Source organism: Pontibacillus sp. ABV4_188, from assembly GCF_056311905.1.
In genome coordinates, this window is sequence record NZ_CM149975.1 from 3656763 (window position 1) to 3676985 (window position 20223).

Sequence of the window (20223 nt, forward strand, 5' to 3'; positions counted from 1 at the left end):
TGAGAACGCAAGACTATAATACAAAATCCCTCTTCATCTTTTATGTTATTAATATCGGAATTCAAGCTTTAAATAACAAATTCGGAGACACACCAAGGATCCTCGCAGCTTGGCGCTGTGATACACCATCAATCTTTTTAACTTTCCTCAACAAATAGTTCCTCTCTTCCCGCGGCAAGCTCTTCACTTGCGGAATGGATACCGCACCGAGGATCTGAAGAATTTCTACCCGTGCCTCTTTGTCTGATAACCGCCTCTTCTCTTTCTCAAAGGGCTTGAGACACCGGTCGTCATTGCTTCGCTCGTTAAACTCCCGAAAAGCTGCCCGTGGGGATGGCTTGATTTCAGAAAACATCCTCAGTACAAATCCTTCATTTAAAAGACCAGACGGAAAAACCGTTTTCCCGTAGTACCCCCGGCAGCTACTCCACTCCCACTCGTCAGGAGATTGAACCATACCTGCCTTTACTGGATTTTGATGAATATACCGGGTCACCGCCAATACATAACGAAGATCCTCCACCTTCTCACTGCGGAACCGATCCTGAAACAAATGCCCTGTCGTCCGGTACATCCAGTTATAGTACTGCGCATAACTGATCCCGATCCGCTGCATAACGAGTGAAATGCTTTCCTCTCCTTCTTTCAATAGGAGGTGAAGGTGATTATCCATCAGGCACCAGGCATATACTTTCATGTCAGTGCGGATCTTGTACTTCAGGAGTGTGTTTAAAAAACGATGGCGATCTTCATCACAGTGGAAGATCTCTTGTTTATTTGCTCCGCGCAAGATTACATGATAGATTCCATTTCGACTCTTCTTCCTTCTTCTTCGCGGCAATTGATCACCTTCTATATGGAGAACCTTTGATGTATTATAAAAGTTTACTCCTTTGCCTTTGGTAACGCGAATGTACACTATTTAATTTTAGGATTGTAATAGGAGAACAAATTTGAAATTCTGCCTAGCAAAAAACAAAAATAGCCACGTATCACGAGCAAAAATGAAGAATTTAACGAGATCCCCTTGCTCAACAATTCACATAGATAGCTCTTGTGGGAAGCGCGGGGACGGTTCTAGTGCTTCATTCAAAGAAAATAATAATTCTAAAAAGAAGCACGGGAACCGTCCCTGTGCTTCTTCTACTACCTCCTTCAACATGAGGCCTTGCTTCTTCATTTAAATTATTTAACTTTTCAATGACACCGTAAACATCCACGTGAGTCTTATACAATCTAAGCTGTATATGTAGTTTGTCTTACTCAATATTCAAAGAAAATATAGTCACAAGGCGGCGTTTTTATATAAAAATGTATATTTTTGTCTGTTTAGCATGATACGGTAATTATAATACTTACAGCAAAGGAGAATATCGATGAATAAAAAAATTCTAATTTCCACCTTAATTGCAGGGGCTACTTCTTCAAGTTATGACGTTCTTCAAAACACTGCTGTGAATTACGAGTTTTAGGATTTGAAAAATGAGGAAAAAATCAATCATTTTTACCGTTCTATTCATAACATGTTTAGCCGTTTATCTAACAATCAATTTGATTTTCCCTTTCACATTTTTGAGCCTAAGTAAATCAGTTAAAGTGAACATTAATGAAGAAGAGGTCTCGGCTTATAATAAAGTTTCAGACTCAATAAATAATAAACTAAGCCTCTTAGATTTGAATGAATTAAACGAGTTGAGATATACCTACGAGATGTCGATTGATTACTATATGGCAACGGGAGATAAAAAAGTCACTCATACGGACATAGAGAGATATCGTTTTAACGTTAGCAATCAGATAGATAGCTTGCGTTTATGGAAAAGCAATGAAAAAGACTTCAGTAATTATGATAAAAATGTTCAAGACTTATACTACCAACTCATAACAAGTTTAAGAGAACTTGAGAAAAAGCTATACCAAAGTGAATATATCACATCAAAAACTCGGAACGAAATTAAATCAAATCTAGAAAAAATTGAACAGGATTATAAAGGAATCCAAGAACTTTTAGATGAATTATTAAGCTATTATTTGGACAGTAAGTGATGAAATCGAGTTGAGAGGGAAGCGCGGGGACGGTTCTGGCGCTTCCTTACTACGCAGCCATTTTAAGAGCATCTTCACAACAGAAGAAAATTCAGTAGCTTGAAATTTGCGCGGACATTGCGCTTGAACCTCTTCATTTTCCAAAAGAATCCCTGTCCAAAAGTCAGACCCAAGCTCCTCCCTACTCTGAGCATAGCTTCCTTTTCGTTCTGAAGAAGCGCGGGACAGTTCTGGTGCTTCCTTTAAAAAATAATAATTCTAAAAAGAAGCACGGGAACCGCCCCTGCGCTTCACTTACCATCGCTTCATCTCCTTATTCTACAGTTTTAAACTTACTGATTAGAAAATGGATAAGACGTATGAGGGGGAATTTTGGAGATAGATGTGGATAAAATATGGATTCTATAAACGGTTAATCACGCGTCTAGGGATTCCTTTTATTCTTGATAGTTGCCGAATAGACACGCCATCTATTTCCTTAATTCTATTCAATACTTCATCCCTTTCTACCTTGCTCAATTTCTGAATTAAACTACTGCTCGGGATGCCCATGCGAAGCGCGGGGACGGTTCTAGTGCTTCATTTAAAGAAAATAATCATTCTAAAAAGAAGCACGGGAACCGTCCCCTTGGTAAATGGATCACCTCTTAGAATAATTAATTACTAAAAGAATAGACAGGAATCTATGAATATATAAATTAATCTTTTTATTCACTTTTTCATTAAGCCTATATATATCCATAAAAAAGAGAGGTTGCTGTTTGCAACCTCTCTAAGACTTGGAATCATTACTTTTACGTTTAAAATATACCAATATATATATTATCGTTCCTGATACAATAGGGAAATTCACTAAAATAGCTTCTCCATTTGAAAGACTACTCTCTGTGAATACGAAATAGTACCATGTTATATTTATTGCTAAAAGTAGTATTAAAACTAATGGGTTGTATATTTTAATAGTAACTCCTCCTTAATAGCAGAAAGTAGCACCGCCAGTAAGTCCACCACCAACAGCACCGCCAATGGCTCCGACTAGGCCTGCGCTAACTGTTCCAATACCAGGGAGTGTAACTGTACCTACGGCTGCACCGCCAATGCCGCCACTCGTGCCACCTGTTACTGCACCTCCTGCAATGCCTGTCACACATTCACCTACACCAAAGGTTTGAAATTGGCCTGAAATTTGTTCTTCTGCGTACACTAAAAGATCTTCTCCATCTAGCTCATAATGTAAATTGACTTTTTGGCCATTTTTATCTGTTGCAGTTTTAGGTAGTGCTTCGGTTTCATTGGTTTTAGTATTTTCTAATGTAGCTACCCCTAACGCATTGACAGAAGCTTCTACTTGATCGTCCAAGGCTATTTCTGCTACATTTTCATTTACCTTTTGAATTGCTACCGAAGAATCTTCAGCTGCAAAAACCTCAGTATTTAAACCTCCAAATGAAAACACAGATGCTATGGCTACCATAGTCATGATAATAAATTTTTTGATATTAAAAACCCCCTAAAATATTCTATGGGTAAATTTAACATATATTTTTTACAAACGTTAAACAGATAGGAGAAAATATATTGATAGGAATATAGGTTATACAACCTTCTTTTCCTATAAAAGTTGTTTCTCTTGTTAATAGCTTACAGATTTAATAACATGTTTCATAGTATTCGGTTGGTTCCCGTTGGTTTGGAGCCTTCTCAGATAACCATAAGGAAGCACGGGAACCGTCCCTGTGCTTCTAAGTAATTTTGTTTATGTCATGAGACAAGTTACTTTTTTCATATAGTCTCAATGAGGTGAACTTCATGAATAAAACAATTGTCCCCATCCCTTACAAAAAAATTTTTCTTCCTTTTAATGAGAAGGTTGCTCCTGCTACAGTAACAAGAATAGAAAAACTAAAACCGTACTACAGTATTTATGACGTCGTTGTCCCAGTTGAAAAGGATAAAGACAAGGATTTCTATCACCTAGTCGGGGCCATCCCTCTTTTTTTGTCTTTATACAAAGAAGATGATGATGTTCCATGTATTGTTGAACCAACAACAACACATATAGAAAGATTACTCAAGATAGGAAGAAGATTTCATAACCAATACACTAAACCAGAATCAAAAAGAGAGTTAATTCATTCAATTATGGTACAAGGATATTCAAGCAGAGATGTCATAAAAGAAACCGACCTAAATGTTTCGAGATATATCTATCGTTCAACTATTCCCACTGAAATTATAGAACAAAACAGCACCCTCAATAATCCCGTTAGTCCACATACTATTAATATGATTGATACTCTCCCGTCTCCTCTTACATCAAAAATTAAAACTTACTTAATTAACAAAGCACTAAATGATCGACTTACTCAAACCCATATTAAAAATATAAAAAAAATGGTGAAATATTCAATGAATGATTTCATCAAGCTCTCATACCCAAACCAAATTAAAGTAATTCAATACGTCATTTCCTCTCCTGCTCTACTACCTCAATTATGGCACAACAAAATAGAACAGCTAAAAAGAAGATCTTATTAAATGTAATAATAAGCATGACAACCTTCCAACTCCTAAATTTCGCTTACAAAACTAATACCCCGCATACGCATTGCCTTTATTTATCATGAGTAAGTCATGAAGCGCGGTGACGGTTCTAGTGCTTCATTCAAAGAAAATAATCATTCTAAAAAGAAGCACGGGAACCGTCCCTGTGCTTCCTCCATGACTTTTTCACTGGTCTCGAACCGTCCCTGTGCTTCCTCCTCTGCGCTTCTTTACCTATTACACATTTACCTTCGAATTTTCTTGAACAAGTTCCTCCATGAAAGCAAGCATATCCTCTTTTAATTCCTCATTCTCAAGTGCCATTTCAATCGTTGTTTTAATAAATCCACTCTTTTCTCCTACGTCAAAACGCTTTCCTTCAAAGTCATAAGCAAATACACGCTGAATATCATTTAACTTCTCAATTGCATCCGTTAACTGCACTTCTCCACCAGCGCCTTTTTCTTGCTTATCTAAGAACGACATAATCTCTGGAGTTAGGATATAACGTCCCATAATCGCTAGATTAGAGGGTGCCGTACCTTGCTTCGGCTTTTCTACAAAGTGACTCACCTGGTAACGGCGGCCTTCTTGTTTCTCGGGGTTAATAATATCATAACGATGGGTCTCCTCATCTGGCACCGTTTTAGGGAAGCCCGGGGACGGTTCTGGCGCTTCCTTCAAAATAAATAATTATTCTAAAAAGAAGCACGGGAACCGTCCCCGTGCTTCCTTATAACGAAGATCCTCCACCTTCTCACTGCGGAACCGATCTTGAAACAAATGCCCTGTCGTCCGGTACATCCAGTTATAGTACTGCGCATAACTGATCCCGATCCGCTGCATAACGAGTGAAATGCTTTCCTCTCCTTCTTTCAATAGGAGGTGAAGGTGATTATCCATCAGGCACCAGGCATATACTTTCATGTCAGTGCGGATCTTGTGCTTCAGGAGTGTGTTTAAAAAACGATGGCGATCTTCATCACTATGAAAGATTTCTTGTTTATTTGCTCCGCGTAAGATTACATGATAGATTCCATTTCGACTCTTCTTCCTTCTCCTTCGTGGCAATTGATCACCTCGATCATTAGCACGTTTCGATTAAGAACTCCTTCCCCCTTCTGCTCGTAGCTCTCAGACCAACTCTTTCTTTTCGATTGAATGAAACCAGTTTATACTTTTGGCAAGCAAAGCGCGAATGTCCATTTTTCAAACATGGCTTAGAATAAGGAGGATATTTTTGAAGTTCTGTCAAGCAAAAAAGCAAAATCGACCATATGTATTGAGTCAAAATGGTAATTCAATTAATCGCTGACTCTGATACGATCCCGCCCGTTTCTCCGCTAAATTTGTGATTCAAGAAGCGAGGGGGACGGTGCTAGTGCTTCTTCAGGATCAATTAGTTCACCTAAAAAGGAAATTTAATTCCAAACAAAGAAACATATGATACAATCAGGCTGTCTAAATTTTCAGGGTAATGATTGACTTTATTTAACGTAAGAGCGATATGATGAACAAAGAGGGATGTAAATTATGGAAAGTATAATACCTATTATTTCAATTGCTACAATTGTATTAGTTATCGGCGTTGTTAAGTTTAGAGACTATAAAAAACATAAAGCTAATCCTGTGAAAAAGTGGGAAGGGAAGTCTGACAGAGAGATGAAAGCCGAAAAGCAAGATGCTGAAAATAAAGCAGAAACTCAAAAGGGTATCGGAAGAGCTGGCGGTCCTTTTGGAGGAGGTTCTGGCGGAATTTAGGTTTTTAAGTTAGGTAAAAACAAAAAGTAATGCGAAGCGCGGGGACGGTTCTAGTGCTTCTTTCAAAGAAAATAATAATTCTAAAAAGAAGCACGGGAACCGTCCCTGTGCTTCCTCAAGAGAATAATTAAAATTATACAAATTTAGTTTAAAATTACTAGAAGCGAGTGTGATTATATTGAAAAAATATTAAAAATTTCCTCTTCAGGAATTGTTTTGTTTTTAATATGGTTATTTGTGAATCAATCAGATAGTAATCTAGAAACTAAACTAGAAATGAACCGTATTGAACCATTGACTATTAATAATGAAGAGAAAAAGTTAACATTAGAACCAATTATTGTTTGCTCAAATGTAGAAGAGTGTAATAAATCTCAAACCTACACCAACGAAGGAAAGTCACCAAACTTCCCAACAATAAAAGGTGTTAGTACAGGAGATGAGATATTAGTTGATTTTAAAAATATGAATCCAGATAATAAAGGGTTGACTACTACAAGAAACGGAAGCACTTCGGCGGGTTATTTAAAAAACAATAAATTTGAAGTTATAAATGCTGGAGCGGATTCAGTTCACTATAAGATTTATGCAGAGTGGAAAAATAAAAAAAGTGAACCCTATGGAGTAATAGTTTATATATTTAATGCGGGAATAGTAAAAGGATAATTATAAAATTCATAAAAAACAATTGTTCTTCCCGAATGAGAAATTAAATAAACTGAAAAGAGAGAAAATTCATGAATAGAGTATCTGTGAACTGTGTTACAACTGAACACCTCATCGAAGAAAATAATTATTCTAAAAAGAAGCACAGGAACCGTCCCCGTGCTTCCGTCGGTTCTCTTATAATTAGTAATGATTTTGGTTCTACAGAGATAGAGGATGCTTTAACTTCTTATAGTACAAGTACGTTTATTATCGAGGTTGATTATGAACAGAGAAATCGCGGACAAGATTATTGGTATGAGGCACAAGATATTGATGTTACTCCATTCTGGGGAATTCCTCATTAAAATGGAAATAATAAAAGAAAATAATAAAAGAAAATAATAAGGATATCGTAAAATTACGATATCCTTATTATTTTAGTCATTAATTAATTTTTATTTTTATTTCGACTAAATACGAAAAGCTCGAAAAATAAAATGTTAAATCCACTCACTACTCCTATAATAGTAAACCCTTGAACCTTTGGTATATCGAATACATATATAGCAATTGAAAGAATAATTAATACTATGATTAATTCAATATAACTCTTTTTTCTTTTCGTCATATATCTCTATTCACCTTCTTCTTACTTTTAAAAATTACTGATTAACTCTCTCATCCTAGTATCCTCTCAAAATTTTCATAAAAATCAATTAGTAGAAAGGTCCTCATTCCCATCCAGACAGAGACGCATTACATATCGCTTCTGTATGAAAACCACCGAAAGCTTAGCAAACGCAATCCAGGGAAGCGCGGGGACGGTTCTGGCGCTTCCTTCAAAGAAAATAATAATTCTAAAAAGAAGCACGGGAACCGTCCCCGTGCTTCCTAATTTCAGATGGAAAAGAAGTATATTCAAGCGTCTTTCCTACATATGCTTGTTTTAAAATTTCACTTAAAGAATCTGGCAAGCTCATTTTCACGAATTGAGAAACATGGGGAAGCTGGTAGATCCGGGTGTTCTTTCAACCATGAGAGGATTTGTTTCTGGTAAGGATCTAGTTTTCTTGATCTAGTTTTCAAAATCCCCACCCACTCCAATGCTTCTTCAAAATCTCTTTCTAAGTATTCATAGACTGTTGTTCTAGATAGGTTGCAGTTCCGGGCAATAGCTGCCACTTTAAATCCTTGCCTTTTTAAGTACCATGGGGACGAGTTCATTGGCACTTCCAATCATGTGCCAAGGGACCCGTCCCCGTGGTACTTAGGACTTATATATTGAATAGTATCACTCTTCTATAGACCACATCAAGAAAAAAATACCACATTCTAACAGACAGCCTGGGTTCCTTTCTATTATTTCCCCTATTATCATTAGACAAAAACCTTGAAGCGTGAGGAGGATTGGAGACCAGTAAAAAAGCACCAAACCGCTTTTTACTTAGTCCACATCATCTGTCTCATCAAAGAACTTCATTACAAATTGAGATCCTTCATAAGTCTTTACCATCTCACCAAACTGTTCCCAAGTATAGGGACGTCCATCTATAACCAACATGGGTCCAAAGGAAGCGCAGGGACGGTTCCGGTGCTTCCTTTAAAGAAAATAATTATTCTAAAAAGAAGCACGGGAACCGTCCTCGTGGTACTTTAAGTAATTAAAGTGGTTATTTTTACTTATTTGTTAATTTTAAACTGATAAATTCAGATCAAAATGTACCATATCCCTTGTGCTATGATTTCATTACATGTTAAAAATTTTAAATGTAAGAATAAATAACCAACTTAGGTGTTGAAGAAAGTGAAATTAACTCACTTAGCGATATGACTATACAAGTTCTAAACCAACAAGAAGGCGGCGAAGTAGTAACTGCAAGTAGTGTTAAGAGAAATGTAGACCAAGATCCAAACAATGGTGGATTCACTACATTTACTATTCCGGAAGACGACTTACAGATAGATACTGTAGCTCGACGCGTAATTTCAGAAGATCCGGATACTTTTAGGCTTACAACCACAGCTGACTGGTTAATCGATCCATTACAAGAGTATACAGATACTATTGCCCTTCAATGGTCTGATAACTTCACAATGGGTGAGGACCTCGGTTATATTGTAAATGAGGATGGTGATCGCGATTATTATGATGCTGTGAGAAATGATGTTGTTCCAGAAAAAGGTGTAGCGTGGGATCTTGATTTAAATCTTAACCAAGATGAAACTGGTGCAGTCTTAGAAGCTATTGTTACAAAACCTGATTCTTCAGGGACTGCAAACGTCGTAGGGGAGTATGGCCATGTCCAAGTAAGACCTTCTGATGTAAGGGTTGGGTTTTCTTCAAGTGGTGTAGACATGACCGTAGGACTTGCGGCAACTGTAAATCAAGCTTCTCCTGATTATGATTACTTTGAGTACTAAATAATATTGTAAAAGAAGTGATTAAATACCATGGCTAACAAAATATTCTTAGGTATCCTAGTGTATATTGCGGGATTTATTATAGTTACTTTTACTGCCAGTATATTTTCAAGTGATCCAGATTCTTCTTTCTCTGTAGGCATTATAGCCGCTATTCTTTATTTAACCTCAGTATTAACCATTCTGCTTAAGGGAAAAGAAGTAACCAAAACGCAAAAATGATGGATTCTACCTAAGATTTTATTTAAGGTTTATGAATAGTTTATGTTTATATTAAAAGGAGTGCGCTGATTTGGTTAAATCGCACTCCTTTTTCATTTTTTACAAAATCCCCCCAATACCATCGCTACCTCACATAAAGCGCTCTCCTTACAACTCTTTAATACTGATAAGACTGTCCTCCAAGTACCACAGGAAGTACCACGGGGACGGGTTCATTGGCACATCGAATCATGTGCAAAGGGACCTGTCCCGTTGTTACTTTTGTCGGCACTCCATATAAAACCTCTCCCGCGCTTCCATTAAGCTCTCTCCGTGGAAGCGCAGGGCCAATTCTGGTGCTTCCCTAAAAGAAAGTAATAATTCTAAAAAGAAGCACAGGAACCGTCCCCGTGCTTCCTCCTGAGCATTTCTTATCCCTCTCAGGAATGGTGAACAAGTTATAAGAAGTTAAAAAATATAGACGATGATGTTTTAACTTCATCTTAATAATCATTTATGAGAAGCACGGGGGCTGTTCTGGTGCTTTATTAAAACCGAAAAGTTCAATTAATAAAAAAGCAGGGGAACCGTCCCTCCGCTTTCGGAACTGTCCCCCTGCTTCCGCTTCTTTGCTTTCACATCCCGACATCTTTTACCTGGCTCTCACTATACAGCCGCTTCTCTGCATGTTGAAATTCATAGTAATACACCTTATTTTCATTAAGTACGTAAAACCGCATTCCCTCATCCTCTAAATACATAATCGGTTGCAATACATCATCTGATATTCGTACCAAATCCTCAAAAGAACGGACAGGTATGGCCCTGTTGTTCTCATAGATAATCTCTTCGTCAATGGCTACCAACCTTGTTCCATACTTTTTAAAAACTTGATGAATCTCCCGTTTTTTAGGATCCTTTTCTCGAAATGGCTTTGTAAAGTAAAGAACTCCTATAATACTCAGCACCCCTACTATTACGAGGAAACTATACCCCCATATCGCTTTTTGGGTACTTGGGTCTTTCACTGAAGTTGTGTCTACCACAACCCCTTCCTTTTCATTCGTTAACTGCCCGCCAACCGTTAGGACCTTACCGTTTAACGGAAGAACCATTGTAGCTTCTGTTTGTTCTTGGATTGGGCCTGACTCAGTATCCCCATTGATATTCACGAGAAATGAAACTGTTAATTCGCTCATAGTTCCAACTTCACTTGCCTCATTAACCTTGGCGACAAACTCATAGAAATCCTTTAAATTGATGTCGTAAGTATCATTAAGCTGTAGATTATCTGTAGTCTGATTGAATTCCTTTTGGGGAACAAAGGTGTAATCCTTACTCCATAAGGCCTCTCGCTCCTCACTTTCCCCAAGATAGCCGTTTAAAGTAGCTTTAACTTCATATGTTCCTTGTAGATCTATCGGCTCGCCAGCACTAAATTCATAAGAATAGGAGGTCAGGAGCTGATCAACAAAATTAACTAAATAAGACTTCCCTTCCTCTAACCGGTCATGGCTATACAAAGGGTTGGATTTAACAAGCACCTCATAGTTAATATCACCTTTTTGATTATAATTGAAAGTTGATTGTTCCTTTTCAACCATGGCAGGATGGGCAAATTGTTGGTATAACTTAATCCCTCCCACTATTACAAGAATAACCATAATTCCGATTAATGAATATCGTAGTAAAGGATTCCATTTGTATCGCATATTTAGGCTCACCTTCTCTATAAATTTAGAATTCTACTTCATTACGTGGAACATGATCTGTTCTACGCACAATTAAAGACAACCATCCTATCTTAGGAACAACGTAAATAACTTCCCCTTTAATCTGAGAAGGATGAACAAGTTCAGCATCAGCTATCGAATTGTTGTCACCTTTCGTTTTATAAAGTATAGTACTGTCTTCCCTGATTACTTCAATTACCCTGTGTGATATAAATATATTATCTCTTTGATATTGGATGACATCCCCAACCGCCACCTTCTGTCCATCAATTTCTTTCACGATCGTAACGTCCCCGGGTTGAATTTTAGGCTCCATACTACCCGTAGCAATAGCTGAGGGAAAAATAGGAAAAACCCCAACACAAAACCATACCACCACAATCGAAATTACTCCAGACACCATTATGGAGTATGGATTCTCTTGTTGATCCTGCGAAATCTGATTTGATGCTTTCCGATATAAATACATTAGGACTAAATAAGAGAAGATAGGTGTTAACGTCCCTAGTAAAGATTTTGTGATCCACTGAAGATCCGGTAACACGGGAGAGAACCATTCGAAGCCCTCTACTAGAAAAAAATAAATTATAGCCGGAAAAGGCCCACCTAAATAGACTAGATATGTAGCTAAGAGGTGTTCGGCAAATCCGGGCGCAATAGACTGGGCTAAGAATTGCACCCACTCCTCACTGCCTTTATTGTTTAAATATTGAGTGTAGGGGATTGTGATTGCAGTCATATATAGTGAGACAAGCACTAAGAAGACATGCCCCGTTTTCTTCTTCATACCATTAACCACAAAGCTTCTTAGGTGCTCTTGCCCTGCTATGATAGCGATAAAAGATATACCATTCACAACTAGACCAAAAAAGGAATGATCGTAAGGGCTTTTCCCAAAGCCACCTATTAAACCCGCAAAAAATAGTACGGCCACAGCGATTAAGCCAATATTAAAAGCCCATATATTAATCATTCCTCCGTACCTCTTTTTCCCACCCGTGCGGAGGCGAGGGAATGACCAAATGAGAAATAAGACCATCACCCATAATAAAGGTTCCATTACATAGTTCATGATTTGACCACTAATAGGAAGAAGAGGAGTCTTCGTTATGCCATATAAAACAACTCCAATAAATAGAAGAAATATACAACGAATGTATACGCTTTGATTCGAAATATAAGGTTTCACTCAGCTGCTCCCCCTCTATTTCTCTTCATCTTCTGATTTCGTTAACTCAGAATCTATCTTTTCTTTTACTTCACGTTTATCTTTTTTTTTGTCATTTTCACTTAAATTACTCGACTCCCCAGTTTCTTGGCTTAGTGTCTTAGAAGACTCGCTTGCATTTCCTTCTTCAACAGAAGTGGTTACTTCTTTCTTTGAGTGATCCTCTACTTGCTCTTTATCTTGTTCTGTCTTTTGCTCCTTTATTTTTTCATTGTCTTCCTCTCGTTCATCTTCTTTTGGCTTTTCTTGATTTTTCCCTTTTTCTTGGTCTCCACTATTGTTTTGTTCCTGCGGATCTTCTTTTTTATCTTTTTCAGTATGTTCTTCTGCTTTTTCTTCCTCAGATTCAGAGATAATGTTTATTTGACTTTCAATAGTTAAGCTTTTTTCCCACAGTCCATAGCTATTAGAAAATAGTGCAACTCCGCAAAAGATACTCCCTATTAAAAGCATTACATTCTTCTTCAATGAAAACCTTCTCCTCTCTCCATCATGGATTTTCCCATTGCTTATATGAAAGTACTTTTGATCGAAATGATGGATGGATTTTAACCATAAGTTCTTTTGATTCTTGTGGTTTTATGATCTCGTCTTCTATTTCTACAGGGAGCGTGCCGGTGTTTTTAACTTTATACGTTAAGCTGCCTTTATACCCTTCCTCCATATCAGCTTTAAAATATAAACGATCATTCGTAACATGAAATTCCGTATTTTCGATTCCCTTTTGCGGATGCACGCTGTACTCATTTAGGTAAACTAGACTCAATTCACCTGTGCCAAGGTGAGCTGATATAGTTATTTGATTCTGGAAATGCGCATAGCTTATACCTGCGCCACATAAGAAGAAAATAGCAGAGCACCATATCCAAAGTACGTTGCCCCTAAAAAGGTGTCTTCTGCGCTTCATACCAACCACTACTTTCTCGTTATAGTTGTTAAGCTAAACTCCGATCAGGTAAGATATAGCAAGCTATCCCTTTTGCGTTAGCGTAAAGAGCAGCTCGCGTTCGGTCAGGCAAATCTAATTTATCTAATATCTGACTCACGTGTTTCTTGACTGTATTTTCCGTTATAAACAAATGAGATGATATCTCTCGGTTTGAGTAACCCATCCCAATAGCTCTTAATACTTCTAATTCTTTATTCGTTAACTGATTAAGCTCATCTAATTCACATGATTCTTCTTCTAAAAGCAGTTCCAATACTCCCGGATCGTAATATTTTCTCCCGTTACTTACTACATTCACCCCATGCACCAACTCCTCTGGCATAGCTTCTTTCAGTATGTAACCAGAAGCTCCTAACTCTTTAGCTTTTATAAAGTCTTCTGATCTAGCAGATGAAGTCAGTATGATAAAACGTGTTTTTAAACCCTTTAATTCTTTCGCCTCTTCAATAAGATGAAACCCAGAATCCAACCCAAGACGTAAATCAACTAATACAATGTCAGGCTTTTCATTCTTGATACTAGCTAAGCCTGTATTTTTATCATTGGCTTCGAAAATAATTGAACCTTCGTTCTCTAACTTAAACAATGAAACAAGTCCTTCCCGAACTAACGGATGATCATCAATTACTAACAACTTCATTGATATCCCCACTCCTCTTCACGTTTAAAGTGACTTTAACTTTGGTCCCTACATCTACATGACTTACAATAGAATGTTTGCCATTATACTGATTAGCAAGCTCGCGAACATTCTTTATCCCTAAACCTCCCCCTTTTCTATAAACATGCTCCACATCAAAACCAGTTCCATTATCTTCTATAAACAAATGAACCTTATTCTCCAATTTATTTACGTTCACTTCGATAACAGTTGCCTTCCCGTGACGTATGGCATTTCCAATTGATTCAACAACAATACGGTAGATGACTCTTTTTGTATCCATTGATAAATCCTCCAGACTAGGACATATACTTTTTCGAATCGTTATATCATTGAGTTCGGCTACATGATCCAGATAATATATAAGCTTACTACCGAACGCCATTTCTGTTTGTTTAGTTGAGCTCAATTTATAAATACATTTTCTTAATTCGGTAGCGGCTTCTCTTGAGAATTCTTCAACCATCAACAACTTGTCTCTAATTTCTTCATCAATCTGTCCCTGGTTTATAGCATGCATGGCATAATTTATGCTAAACAATCGTTGAGAAACGCTATCGTGTATTTCGTTCGCAATGCGATTTTGTTCTTCCAGAAGGAGAAGTTGAGAGTTTACCTCTTCATATGAAATCCTTTCATATGTAATGGCACACAGTTTTCCAAGAAAGCTAAGTTGTTTATTAATAAACTCAAGTTCTTCCTTATTCGCATCCTCGATTTCCACTCCTAGAATCCCGTATCTCTGAAACGAAGTGGTAACCCCTACAATCACCAGTTTTTTAGAATTAAATGTCACAAGCTTGGGTGATCCACTATACAAGTTGGATGCACGAATCAAGTACCTACCTAAGTCCGCTGTTCCTGAGTATTGGAGAGGATTTGTATAAAGAGCTTGGGAACCGCCCTCTCGGCTAACTCTTTCATTCAAATAGAAAGCAAAAGTACAATCTGTTAACCTACGTGCATAAGACAGAAAATTCTGAATTATGACATTGTACGACTCATGACTATTTATGCCTTCTAAGATCTTATAAAGATCCATGATATGATCCATTCCCTGCTGCGCCTTTTGATTCGCGACATTAAGCTTCTTATTCATGTCTGACAAGTGGTTAGACTGTTGATCAAGTTTGTTATTTTTCCACTTAAGCTCCTTAAGCACTACTGAAAATAACTGCACAGCTAATGTTATCAATATATAGGCTAAACCATACAACAGAGCAGAACTCAGACTTAAAGTTCCTTGAGCAGAAAAGTAATAAAGGAAAAGTAGATAGAAAGATAAATAAAGCCAACAGTACAAAAGAGGCAAAATATGAGCTGCCAGCAATACAGGGTTTAATGCATACCACACAAAAATCCCATTCAACCCTCCGCTCGGTAGTAAGAGTAAGGTAATCCCAACAGTTTCAATGATCAAAAGCGTATTTAACTTCCAAGGGACATCCTTAGCTCTTTCATAGAGCCAAACAATTAAGAGCGAAGAGGATAAAATCAGCAAAAGGACAAGTATCATATTTATTATAGATAGGTAATTATCCATTAAGAGGTAAAATATAAAAGAGATAAAGATAGACATGAAACGATAGACATGTAAGACATTATTATAATTCATATCAAACCGAATGGGTAAACCAACTAAGGCTAACATTATGTACGCACCTTTCAAAAGGATTGGGGAAGACAATCGTTATAACAAACAAAAAAGCCTTCCCAATGAAAGCCGAACCGGTTGCACTACTGGCTCCGTGTATCCAAAGTGCCCAAAATAAGAATACACTTCATTACCTTTCGTCTATATCTAAAGTAATACTATGTGGGTAATTCTGTAAACCACAAAAACTAGACATCTCCCAACCTTATATCTCAACTCTCATGGATAATCGCTAGACCTCGACATTATTTGATGTTGGATACATGGGTAATCTGTCAGTCTTTGCCACAAACTAAAACTTAAAACGTTTGGTTATTTATTCCTATTATATATCATAATGAATGATCGTCCATTACACTAAAGTAGTATTCTTCTTATCCAATCGTTCCTTTTCAGAAACCACAAGTAGTATAGAAAATCACTCTTATTCATGGCGAGCTTTCAAACATTCTCCACTACAATACAATTAGATTCACCAAACTTAATCGGGGAGATGGTTGTATGAAAGCACCAAAGTTTATTACGACTGCAGTTATTGCAGGAATGATGGTTACAGGAGCAGGTTATGCGTATTGGACAGATGCTTTAACGGTAGATAATACGGTTTCAACTGGGGAATTTGATGTAGAGTTTGTTGATGAGGGCTTCCTTCCTTTACAGTTAGCAGTAGATACGACAGGAGAAACAAAATATATGATGGATAGTACAATATCACAAGATGCTGATCAATTAACTGTTAACTTTGAGAACATGTACCCTGGTGCTATGGGACTTTATGCAGCTAAGGTAGAGAACACTGGTTCTATTCCAGCTAAGCTTAAAAACGTTGAAGTGGACTTTTCTGAAGCAGCGGGAGTCTTAGCTAATGACATGAAAGCTGCTGGTGGTTACGTACACTTCGATGAAAACAATAATTATAAGGGCGGAAAGTTCTTCATCGGTAATTTGAATAACCTAGAAACTAAATTAGATACAATGCTTCAGAATCTACAAATGGAACCAGGCGATTATATCCTATTCGATATTCCAGATGAGTATAAAGATGAAGTAGCTGCTGAAATTCCTGCTTACAATCCTGATGAGCAAAATTGTATCATTTTTTACCTAGATCATAACTCTAATAATGATTCAGAAAACCTTACCACTCAGTTCGATATCAAATTTAACTGGGAACAGCATAACGCACAGTAAAAGATATCACCCCAACCCGGATGATCGTTATGATCGTGCGGGTTTTCTTATGCACTAAACAACAAATGGTACCCAAAAGTAGTACACCTATCTCTAAAAAAGTATAAAGCAAGACTATCCTTAAGTATGGCGCTTTAGCTTTCTTATCATAGTAATCTATTAACTGTAAGCAATAATCAAATCACATTTAAGGGAGAGATTGTTTTGAAGGGTACTAAATTTGTAGCTTCTGCAGTTATTGCAGGAATGATGGTAACAGGTGCTGGATATGCTTATTGGACGGATGCATTGACTGTGGATAACACGGTTTCAACTGGGGAGTTAAATGTTGCTTTTGATGATAGTAAAACTTCTATCGCAAGTGCAGAGAGCGGTACAGAATACGTGGTTGTAGAAGAAACGCCAGGTAGTGATGGAAAATCCTATGAGTTCTCAGTATCAAACCTATATCCAGGTGCTAGCGTTAAGGTAAGTACAGCTTTCACAAATACAGGTACGATTCCAGCAGTTATTGACGATTCAACGTTCTCATTTGATAATGCTTTATCAGTAGCACAACGCTCAAAGATGCTATTAGAAGGCGGTACTATTTCTATACTTAAGGCGGATAATTCTACACAACACAGTTATACCATTCCAAGCGGACAATATAATATTAACGATGCAGGAAGTGTAATTGAAAACTATGCAGGTGATTATCAATTAGAACCTGGTGACTCTGTTGTATTGTCAGACTTAGAGTTTACTATGGATCCTAGTACAGTAGAAGCTGATGATTTAGAAGACAAAACATTCACTTTCCAAATTGGAGCTACTTTTAAACAGCATAACGCACAATAATAGTAAAAGGCAGGTGGGTAACCTGCCTTTTTTCATGCATTGGAAAGACAAAGTCACTCACCCTAGAAATGAGATCTTCCTTCCATCGCAAGGTTTCCAGCCCAACCTTTAATAAAAAAGAAAATGTAGCACAAGCATCCACCTGTGCTTCTCTTTTAAGTTACTGTTTTAAATTTCTTGAATATATTCTTCTTCAAAACATCTCCTTCAGTAGACTTTAACGCTTTGCGGTAATTATGTTTTGGCTAGCGGATAACGATAAATCTAGACTTACACCTTTTCCGTCATCTTGTCATCCTTTGGATCAAAATTCTTTTCCATATAATCCGTACTGCGTAGGTTCGATGAGGCTATGTATCCATTGTAATGATCACTTTTCACTTACTTCATAAGCTACGAAACGTCTATAGATGCGCTCTGTTGGGTAATCAGGTCTACTTACAACTTCCTAGTTCTGAGTAATACGGAACAAGTTCCACAGGACTACTCCCAAACAATTTATTGGTTCTTAAATTCCATAGTCATTGTTCTCACTCAAATGATCACCATTCATTACATAAACTTGATCTCCAGGCTGGAACATTTGAGTAGAACTGAATCTGCTTCAGGCCACTCATACTCTCCTTTTTTCGATTTAAAACCACCTTCAGTTTCGGAAGCAAATTCTTCAGGCGTCTCGGCTATCGACACTCTACTATATTTTTTTATATTGTCGTAAACCTTTTCTTGATAGGTTTTTTTCCCTTTTTCATATTCTCTATCTGGGTTATTATCATTGGAATACCCATTATAAGCCATAATGGCAAAATACCATTGCTCTAGTATGCGGCGGTTACTAGCACCATTAATAGTGCGTAATTTAATTTTATAAGGAAGTTGTTTCCATTTATATTTAAAATATAAGCGCCTATTCGAATGTTGTGCTCTGCATCAGGAGCTAATCGCTTTTTATCTACCCCCTCGAGGTCATGATTAGTTATTTGCATTATCCCAATACCACCATCACTTATCAGAACGGTACCACCTTCCTTAAATTGCATCGTATTGTTCTCCCCAGAAGCTATTGCCTTCGTGAAGCGCCGAGGCGGTTCACGACCAGTAAAAAAGTACTTAATTTATTTAAGCTTAGCACGCTTCCATCTAAGTATAGGCAGTAAAAGAAGCAAATCAACTAGATACAGTAGGTGACTTGCTTCTTTTTTATAGGTATTTGACTTCTTCACTGGTCCTGGACGGTTCTAGCGCTTCTTTCAAAAAAACCTCTAAATATGAAGTACGAGACCCGTCTTCATCCTACTCAATTACATTACTATACTAATAACTAGAAAAAAAGGGAACAGGTTCGTTGTCATGCAGGACGAGGTCTTTCCCCGTAAACTTACACCTCACACCCCACTAGTGACAAAGGGTGTCAAAGGTGTTAAGGGTTTGCTTCACCCCCAGCACCAGGGTCAAGTGCCTCAAATGATAATCGCTAGGAGATATTGCCCCAAATACTATATCATGTTGTTATCATTTCTGGAAAATTCCTAACAATTTCTTTTGCTTAATCCGTTCTGGCATGTCCATCGATGACGTCGTACGCTTTCTTCATATAGAAACTTCGCGTTGTAGTATTATGTGCATCAGAAGCGATGAAGTGCGTTAAGTTCGCTTTGATCATTTGTTCCGAGAACTTGGCTATCTTTTTGCCGAATTTGCCAGCCAAACTACCAGCCGTCACTTGTGTAAACGCACCGTTCTTCACGAATTTGTATACCTGATCAGGATGCTGGAAGAGTTCACGGTTTCGCTCGGGATGAACGATAATCGGCTTGTATCCGACTACCTGAAGATCAAACAATAGCTGACTTGTATAACGGGGAACATGATTAGATGGAAGCTCAACAAAGACGTAACCGCTCGCCTCATTAAGAGGTAAGAACCGTCCCTTCGTAATGTCTTCCACCATATCGCCATGAATCCGCGTTTCTTGACCGGGTAGAATCGTTACAGGAATATCTCGGTCCTGTAATTCCTCGTTTAAGGCGCGGACGGAATTAAGTATGTCCTCCCCACTGTTCTCGAAAGCCCCATTCTGGTCATGAGGTGTTGCTACGATGGTCCGAATACTATCTCTATATGCAGCACGCACCATCTCAATGCTATCGTCCATCGTTTCAGGACCATCATCGAGACCAGGTAATATGTGACAATGAATATCGATCAAAAGACTCATCCTCCACCCTTCTGTGAATTTATCTATTTACCAATAAGGAAATATTTTCTTTTCATTTTATTATAGTAACCTCCTAGGATATTGAGAACAGCAAATGATATCGAGTGTTGGTAATTACCCTAATTAAC

General features: G+C 37.6%; 23 protein-coding genes, 1 pseudogene and 1 riboswitch. Of the genes and pseudogenes, 9 read left to right on the top strand and 15 right to left on the bottom strand.

Features of this window, described 5'->3' with window-relative positions; translation table 11 throughout:
• Positions 1–61 precede the first annotated feature (61 nt).
• Positions 62–841 (bottom strand): transposase, encoded by a 780-nt coding sequence (locus tag ACYX4O_RS18420; protein ID WP_476352983.1) that lies wholly within the window; start codon positions 839–841, stop codon positions 62–64.
• Between the two features lie 641 nt (positions 842–1482).
• Here ACYX4O_RS18420 and ACYX4O_RS18425 point away from each other — a divergent pair.
• Positions 1483–2046: a hypothetical protein gene (locus ACYX4O_RS18425; protein WP_476352985.1), complete on the top strand. Its 564-nt coding sequence runs from the start codon at positions 1483–1485 to the stop codon at positions 2044–2046.
• A gap of 973 nt (positions 2047–3019) precedes the next feature.
• Here the strand turns inward: ACYX4O_RS18425 and ACYX4O_RS18430 are convergent.
• The gene (locus ACYX4O_RS18430) at positions 3020–3526 is read right to left on the bottom strand and encodes a hypothetical protein (RefSeq protein ID WP_476352987.1); all 507 of its coding nucleotides are present in this window, start codon (positions 3524–3526) and stop codon (positions 3020–3022) included.
• A gap of 329 nt (positions 3527–3855) precedes the next feature.
• Between ACYX4O_RS18430 and ACYX4O_RS18435 the strand changes: the two genes are divergently transcribed.
• A complete protein-coding gene (locus ACYX4O_RS18435) occupies positions 3856–4584 on the top strand; it encodes a hypothetical protein (RefSeq protein ID WP_476352989.1) in 729 nt (242 codons plus the stop codon).
• A 243-nt stretch (positions 4585–4827) separates the two neighbouring features.
• Here ACYX4O_RS18435 and ACYX4O_RS18440 read toward each other — a convergent pair.
• Both ACYX4O_RS18440 and ACYX4O_RS18445 read right to left on the bottom strand, forming a co-directional pair.
• Positions 4828–5238, bottom strand: a pseudogene (locus ACYX4O_RS18440) (sugar phosphate nucleotidyltransferase); the annotation flags it as partial.
• A 45-nt stretch (positions 5239–5283) separates the two neighbouring features.
• A complete protein-coding gene (locus tag ACYX4O_RS18445) occupies positions 5284–5661 on the bottom strand; it encodes a transposase (RefSeq protein ID WP_476352991.1) in 378 nt (125 codons plus the stop codon).
• A gap of 462 nt (positions 5662–6123) precedes the next feature.
• Here ACYX4O_RS18445 and ACYX4O_RS18450 point away from each other — a divergent pair, with 462 nt between their 5' ends.
• The 3 genes from ACYX4O_RS18450 to ACYX4O_RS18460 all read left to right on the top strand — a co-directional run bounded on the left by ACYX4O_RS18450 (position 6124) and on the right by ACYX4O_RS18460 (position 7364).
• A complete protein-coding gene (locus ACYX4O_RS18450; RefSeq protein WP_207528460.1) occupies positions 6124–6351 on the top strand; it encodes a hypothetical protein in 228 nt (75 codons plus the stop codon).
• A 237-nt stretch (positions 6352–6588) separates the two neighbouring features.
• Complete coding sequence (locus ACYX4O_RS18455) at positions 6589–7017, top strand: hypothetical protein (protein WP_476352993.1); 429 nt, start codon at positions 6589–6591, stop codon at positions 7015–7017.
• Positions 7018–7088: 71 nt separating this feature from the next.
• On the top strand, positions 7089–7364 hold the full coding sequence (locus ACYX4O_RS18460; protein ID WP_476352994.1) for a hypothetical protein: 276 nt from the start codon (positions 7089–7091) through the stop codon (positions 7362–7364).
• A gap of 589 nt (positions 7365–7953) precedes the next feature.
• Here ACYX4O_RS18460 and ACYX4O_RS18465 read toward each other — a convergent pair.
• The gene (locus tag ACYX4O_RS18465; protein ID WP_476357206.1) at positions 7954–8223 is read right to left on the bottom strand and encodes a terminase gpP N-terminus-related DNA-binding protein; all 270 of its coding nucleotides are present in this window, start codon (positions 8221–8223) and stop codon (positions 7954–7956) included.
• A 220-nt stretch (positions 8224–8443) separates the two neighbouring features.
• Entirely contained in the window at positions 8444–8560 is a 117-nt protein-coding gene (locus tag ACYX4O_RS18470; RefSeq protein WP_476352996.1) for a DUF7713 domain-containing protein, read from the bottom strand.
• 266 nt (positions 8561–8826) lie between these two features.
• Here ACYX4O_RS18470 and ACYX4O_RS18475 point away from each other — a divergent pair, with 266 nt between their 5' ends.
• Together ACYX4O_RS18475 and ACYX4O_RS18480 are read left to right on the top strand one after the other, a co-directional pair.
• Positions 8827–9420, top strand: coding sequence for a hypothetical protein (locus tag ACYX4O_RS18475; protein ID WP_476352998.1), 594 nt, complete (start codon positions 8827–8829; stop codon positions 9418–9420).
• A gap of 30 nt (positions 9421–9450) precedes the next feature.
• Positions 9451–9642 carry a hypothetical protein gene (locus ACYX4O_RS18480; RefSeq protein ID WP_476353000.1) on the top strand — a complete coding sequence of 64 codons (192 nt, stop codon included), beginning with the start codon at positions 9451–9453 and terminating at the stop codon, positions 9640–9642.
• Between the two features lie 614 nt (positions 9643–10256).
• Here ACYX4O_RS18480 and ACYX4O_RS18485 read toward each other — a convergent pair.
• The 6 genes from ACYX4O_RS18485 to ACYX4O_RS18510 are packed head-to-tail and all read right to left on the bottom strand — an operon-like array spanning position 10257 to position 15843.
• The gene (locus tag ACYX4O_RS18485) at positions 10257–11333 is read right to left on the bottom strand and encodes a DUF5305 family protein (RefSeq protein WP_476353001.1); all 1077 of its coding nucleotides are present in this window, start codon (positions 11331–11333) and stop codon (positions 10257–10259) included.
• A 25-nt stretch (positions 11334–11358) separates the two neighbouring features.
• The gene (locus ACYX4O_RS18490; protein ID WP_476353003.1) at positions 11359–12543 is read right to left on the bottom strand and encodes a signal peptidase I; all 1185 of its coding nucleotides are present in this window, start codon (positions 12541–12543) and stop codon (positions 11359–11361) included.
• A 15-nt stretch (positions 12544–12558) separates the two neighbouring features.
• Positions 12559–13050 (bottom strand): hypothetical protein, encoded by a 492-nt coding sequence (locus ACYX4O_RS18495; protein ID WP_476353004.1) that lies wholly within the window; start codon positions 13048–13050, stop codon positions 12559–12561.
• A 22-nt stretch (positions 13051–13072) separates the two neighbouring features.
• On the bottom strand, positions 13073–13489 hold the full coding sequence (locus ACYX4O_RS18500) for a hypothetical protein (protein WP_476353006.1): 417 nt from the start codon (positions 13487–13489) through the stop codon (positions 13073–13075).
• Positions 13490–13517: 28 nt separating this feature from the next.
• Entirely contained in the window at positions 13518–14171 is a 654-nt protein-coding gene (locus ACYX4O_RS18505; RefSeq protein ID WP_476353008.1) for a response regulator, read from the bottom strand.
• Positions 14152–15843 (bottom strand): sensor histidine kinase, encoded by a 1692-nt coding sequence (locus tag ACYX4O_RS18510; RefSeq protein WP_476353009.1) that lies wholly within the window; start codon positions 15841–15843, stop codon positions 14152–14154. The genes ACYX4O_RS18505 and ACYX4O_RS18510 overlap by 20 nt, the downstream gene beginning before the upstream one ends.
• Before the next feature lie 66 nt (positions 15844–15909).
• A riboswitch (cyclic di-GMP riboswitch) is annotated at positions 15910–15993 on the bottom strand.
• Positions 15994–16347: 354 nt separating this feature from the next.
• On the opposite strand from ACYX4O_RS18510, the gene ACYX4O_RS18515 reads away from it, so the two are divergent.
• Positions 16348–17037, top strand: coding sequence for a SipW-dependent-type signal peptide-containing protein (locus ACYX4O_RS18515; RefSeq protein ID WP_476353011.1), 690 nt, complete (start codon positions 16348–16350; stop codon positions 17035–17037).
• Between the two features lie 204 nt (positions 17038–17241).
• Positions 17242–17877 (top strand): SipW-dependent-type signal peptide-containing protein, encoded by a 636-nt coding sequence (locus ACYX4O_RS18520; RefSeq protein WP_476353013.1) that lies wholly within the window; start codon positions 17242–17244, stop codon positions 17875–17877.
• A gap of 552 nt (positions 17878–18429) precedes the next feature.
• On the opposite strand, the gene ACYX4O_RS18525 is transcribed toward ACYX4O_RS18520, so the two are convergent.
• The 3 genes from ACYX4O_RS18525 to ACYX4O_RS18535 form a co-directional block, all read right to left on the bottom strand.
• A complete protein-coding gene (locus ACYX4O_RS18525; protein ID WP_476353015.1) occupies positions 18430–18675 on the bottom strand; it encodes a hypothetical protein in 246 nt (81 codons plus the stop codon).
• Between the two features lie 20 nt (positions 18676–18695).
• Positions 18696–18917 carry a hypothetical protein gene (locus tag ACYX4O_RS18530; protein ID WP_476353017.1) on the bottom strand — a complete coding sequence of 74 codons (222 nt, stop codon included), beginning with the start codon at positions 18915–18917 and terminating at the stop codon, positions 18696–18698.
• Between the two features lie 506 nt (positions 18918–19423).
• The gene (locus ACYX4O_RS18535; RefSeq protein ID WP_476353019.1) at positions 19424–20095 is read right to left on the bottom strand and encodes a tyrosine-protein phosphatase; all 672 of its coding nucleotides are present in this window, start codon (positions 20093–20095) and stop codon (positions 19424–19426) included.
• Positions 20096–20223: the final 128 nt, after the last annotated feature.

Coding starts and splice junctions, on each gene's coding strand:
- ACYX4O_RS18475 (WP_476352998.1), top strand. CDS start 8,827: ATGACTATACAAGTTCTAAACCAACAAGAAGGCGGCGAAGTAGTAACT.
- ACYX4O_RS18530 (WP_476353017.1), bottom strand. CDS start 18,917: ATGCAATTTAAGGAAGGTGGTACCGTTCTGATAAGTGATGGTGGTATT.
- ACYX4O_RS18425 (WP_476352985.1), top strand. CDS start 1,483: ATGAGGAAAAAATCAATCATTTTTACCGTTCTATTCATAACATGTTTA.
- ACYX4O_RS18465 (WP_476357206.1), bottom strand. CDS start 8,223: ATGAACTCGTCCCCATGGTACTTAAAAAGGCAAGGATTTAAAGTGGCA.
- ACYX4O_RS18485 (WP_476353001.1), bottom strand. CDS start 11,333: ATGCGATACAAATGGAATCCTTTACTACGATATTCATTAATCGGAATT.
- ACYX4O_RS18510 (WP_476353009.1), bottom strand. CDS start 15,843: ATGTTAGCCTTAGTTGGTTTACCCATTCGGTTTGATATGAATTATAAT.
- ACYX4O_RS18500 (WP_476353006.1), bottom strand. CDS start 13,489: ATGAAGCGCAGAAGACACCTTTTTAGGGGCAACGTACTTTGGATATGG.
- ACYX4O_RS18505 (WP_476353008.1), bottom strand. CDS start 14,171: ATGAAGTTGTTAGTAATTGATGATCATCCGTTAGTTCGGGAAGGACTT.
- ACYX4O_RS18460 (WP_476352994.1), top strand. CDS start 7,089: ATGAATAGAGTATCTGTGAACTGTGTTACAACTGAACACCTCATCGAA.
- ACYX4O_RS18435 (WP_476352989.1), top strand. CDS start 3,856: ATGAATAAAACAATTGTCCCCATCCCTTACAAAAAAATTTTTCTTCCT.
- ACYX4O_RS18525 (WP_476353015.1), bottom strand. CDS start 18,675: ATGGCTTATAATGGGTATTCCAATGATAATAACCCAGATAGAGAATAT.
- ACYX4O_RS18450 (WP_207528460.1), top strand. CDS start 6,124: ATGGAAAGTATAATACCTATTATTTCAATTGCTACAATTGTATTAGTT.
- ACYX4O_RS18515 (WP_476353011.1), top strand. CDS start 16,348: ATGAAAGCACCAAAGTTTATTACGACTGCAGTTATTGCAGGAATGATG.
- ACYX4O_RS18470 (WP_476352996.1), bottom strand. CDS start 8,560: ATGTTGGTTATAGATGGACGTCCCTATACTTGGGAACAGTTTGGTGAG.
- ACYX4O_RS18480 (WP_476353000.1), top strand. CDS start 9,451: ATGGCTAACAAAATATTCTTAGGTATCCTAGTGTATATTGCGGGATTT.
- ACYX4O_RS18430 (WP_476352987.1), bottom strand. CDS start 3,526: ATGACTATGGTAGCCATAGCATCTGTGTTTTCATTTGGAGGTTTAAAT.
- ACYX4O_RS18535 (WP_476353019.1), bottom strand. CDS start 20,095: ATGAGTCTTTTGATCGATATTCATTGTCACATATTACCTGGTCTCGAT.